The sequence below is a fragment of the Henriciella sp. genome, from assembly GCF_049649345.1.
GTDB lineage: Bacteria > Pseudomonadota > Alphaproteobacteria > Caulobacterales > Hyphomonadaceae > Henriciella.
On the sequence record NZ_JBARZC010000196.1, the window covers coordinates 1 to 2,861 of the forward strand.

Consider the following 2,861-nt stretch of genomic DNA (forward strand, 5'->3'; position numbering starts at 1 on the left):
GTCGAGTTCCGCCAACCGTGCATTGGCACGCGCGGCCCATCGTTCCCGCCATCGTTCCAGCATCCCCGTGCGGTTCCAGTCGCGCATCTTCGGGCCAAAGCCGGTCTCATCGACAGATCGCATCGTCAGCATGACATGGGCATGGGGTTTGAGTAGTCCGTCCTCGCCCTTGTCCCAATGCACGTTGAGATCGGCAATCATGCCCCTGTCGACAAACTCGGCTTGTACGAAGTCGCGGGCGAGCGTGATGCCCTCTGCCTCACTCATCTCACGCGGAATGGCGAACTCCACCTCGCGGGCCAGCTGCGCATCGCGCCTGACCTCGGCTGCTTCGACCGCGTTCCAGAGCTTTTCGCGGTCAGACCATACCTCGGGCGCAGTCTCCGGCAGCAGCACCTCGGAATGCACGACACCGCGCTTGGCTGTAAAGTCATGGCTCCGTTCGACCCGGTCATCGCGCAACCGGGTCGCCGCGCGATAGGCAGCAGAGGCCACCGCGCTGGAGCCAGCTGCGCGCCCGATGACCTTCACGTGGAGATGATAACTCGCCATGATGGGCTGATCATTGGCACGGGAACCCCCACGTCGGAACGACGTATAAGCGCGCCCTCCCTCAATAAAATCTCGGGATGGACCGGTGCGTCCCCAGCCGTCCTGACGACTTTGCTGCCTTTTGCAAGCTGGCCAGCTATCCTCGCTGCATCAACAGATCATGGAGGCAGGAATGCGCAAACCACGGGATTACGACGCGGAGTTGAAAGGACTGGAACAGAAAGCGAAAGAGCTGAAGACCCGCAAAGTGCAACAGCTTGGCGAGCTGGTTATCGCCACTCGGGCCGACGGGTTCAGCGTCGAAGAACTCGCCGGTGCGCTGATCGTGTTGGCCGAGACTACGGATACTGCAAAAAGGGAGGCTTGGGCGAAACGCGGGGCCGCGTTCTTTCAAGGCCGGTCGCGTAAACCTGCAAAAGCGACTGACCGCGACGCGAAAAGCACTCCGACACAATCTGGCGGCGCGCTGTCGGCATCAGGCCGCCCGGGCGCGGCATGATATGCGCAGCTGGCAGGTCGAACGCCGCAAACGCACCCGGCATCTGATTGAGCTGGGCGGTCTCGTCGTCAAGTCCGGGATCGTTGAATTGACCAACGACGACCGTGCGCTGATCTACGGCGGGCTCCTGTGGATGGCTCAGAAGCTCGAGGGCGACCAAGGCGAACACGCGCGGGAAGTCTGGGCCGGGAAGGGAAAGAGCGCATTCGAGGCGGACCGGGAAGGATGATTACCCTTCGTGCAGTAATCCTCAAAAGGCCTGCGGCCCCACGCAGTTTTTGGGGGCGTCACCCCATGCACAGCTGTGCCCACCTCTCCATCAGCGGCCGCCGCTGATCCAGAAAGTCGGTCTTGCGATAGGTGCGGACCACCTTGCTGTCGGATACGTGGGCCAGCGCCATCTCGGCCACCTCATGCGGGGCGTCCGTCTCTTCGGCAAGCCACGTGCGTAGGCTGGACCGGAAGCCGTGCGGACGTGCTTCCAACCCCCTGCGCTCCATCAACCGCGCCATCGTCGCGTCACTGATGACCCCCTTGCGAACCGACGGAAACAGATACCCATCTCGCTCGTAGGGGCGGGTAAGCTCGATAACACGTTGTGCCTCTTCGCTGAGGGGGACGCGGAAGTCCTCCGCAGCGCCGAGGCGTGCCTTCATGTTCTCGGCAGGTACGGTCCAGATATCGTCGTCGATTTCTTCTAGCCGCGCAAACCGCACGGGCCGCGAGCGAAGCCCTGTAAGGATGAGCAGTCGCAGCGCGAGATGTGTGATCGTCGGCTCCTCCAGTGAGGTGTAGAACGCAGGCACGTCCTCCCACGGCATGCTCGGGATCGACGTGACTTGGTGCCGTTGCCGACCCAAGAGCTGTTTCGCCTTGGCGACGGCCTGCAAGTCGGCATCGAGGCCCAGAGCGGCTGCGTGATCCAGGACGATCTTGAGGCGATTGGCAGCCTTCGTGGCCGTCGCAGCCTTGGAATGCCAGATTGGTACCAAGGCGTCTCGGATATCATTCTGGGTGATCTCGGTGACAGGCATCCGCCCGAGTTTGGGCAGCACATGATGTTCCAATGGGCTGTACCATCGTCCCGCAGCCCCGTCTCCCTTGAGATCGGCCTCGCGACTCTCGAAGGCGTCCAACGCGACATCCTTGAGAAGATGGCGGTAGCGCATTGCGTCCTGGCGCAGTCGCCGCCGATGCTCGATGGGGTCTTTGCCTTTGGCGACCAAAGTCCGATATTCGGAGGCGAGGTCTCGAGCGTCCTTCAGGGAGAGAGCCTTCAGGCCACCGAGGCCCATCTCCCGACGCCGCCCATAAATGGTGTAGCGGAAGACCCATTGACCGCCGCCATCCTCGCGCTTGATCAATCGAAGGCCGTGGCCATCCTCGTGCTTGCCGGGTCGCGCAGATTTGATGAAGAGGGCTGTTAGGTTCCCCAAGAATACATCCCCCAATTTATCCCCCACTGGTTACGAGATCTGATGGGATGGCGCAAGGTCTCCTGAGATCGCCGTGCCAAGAAAACACATTTATTACAAGCTTCTAAGGTACTAGGTGGGTTCCTATGATACGAGAATGCCATGCCGCCCCCGGGCACCAAATGCACGTTCTTTATGACGTTTTTCAGATACTTGCTGGTAGGCACTCGGCTTCGGTCGATCCTCGAGACTACCCACGTGCCCTAGACTAGAGCCAGCGAGTTTGATTTCTCTGGCGTCGTAAGCTGCGGCGCCGGGCGAAACGACGGCACGACCGTTCATTGCTCTGCAAGCGGAACTCTGAAGACCCTCAGGATATACGGGAGTTGGACACT

At 61.1% G+C, this 2,861-nt stretch carries 4 protein-coding genes; 2 read left to right on the plus strand and 2 right to left on the minus strand.

What is annotated here, in order from left to right; translation table 11 throughout:
• On the minus strand, positions 1-552 hold a 552-nt coding region (mobQ, locus tag WA989_RS04860; protein ID WP_424339382.1), incomplete at its 3' end, for a MobQ family relaxase.
• Positions 553-724: 172 nt separating this feature from the next.
• On the opposite strand from mobQ, the gene WA989_RS04865 reads away from it, so the two are divergent.
• Positions 725-1,051 (plus strand): conjugal transfer protein TraD, encoded by a 327-nt coding sequence (locus WA989_RS04865; protein WP_424339383.1) that lies wholly within the window; start codon positions 725-727, stop codon positions 1,049-1,051.
• A gap of 1 nt (position 1,052) precedes the next feature.
• Positions 1,053-1,280: a conjugal transfer protein TraD gene (locus tag WA989_RS04870; RefSeq protein WP_424339384.1), complete on the plus strand. Its 228-nt coding sequence runs from the start codon at positions 1,053-1,055 to the stop codon at positions 1,278-1,280.
• 58 nt (positions 1,281-1,338) lie between these two features.
• Here WA989_RS04870 and WA989_RS04875 read toward each other — a convergent pair whose 3' ends face one another.
• Positions 1,339-2,502, minus strand: a complete 1,164-nt coding sequence (locus WA989_RS04875) for a tyrosine-type recombinase/integrase (RefSeq protein WP_424339385.1) — start codon at positions 2,500-2,502, stop codon at positions 1,339-1,341.
• Between the last annotated feature and the right edge of the window lie 359 nt (positions 2,503-2,861).

Excerpts from the sequence above, each read along its gene's own strand:
- WA989_RS04870 (WP_424339384.1), top strand. The coding sequence starts at position 1,053 with ATGCGCAGCTGGCAGGTCGAACGCCGCAAACGCACCCGGCATCTGATT.
- WA989_RS04865 (WP_424339383.1), top strand. The coding sequence starts at position 725 with ATGCGCAAACCACGGGATTACGACGCGGAGTTGAAAGGACTGGAACAG.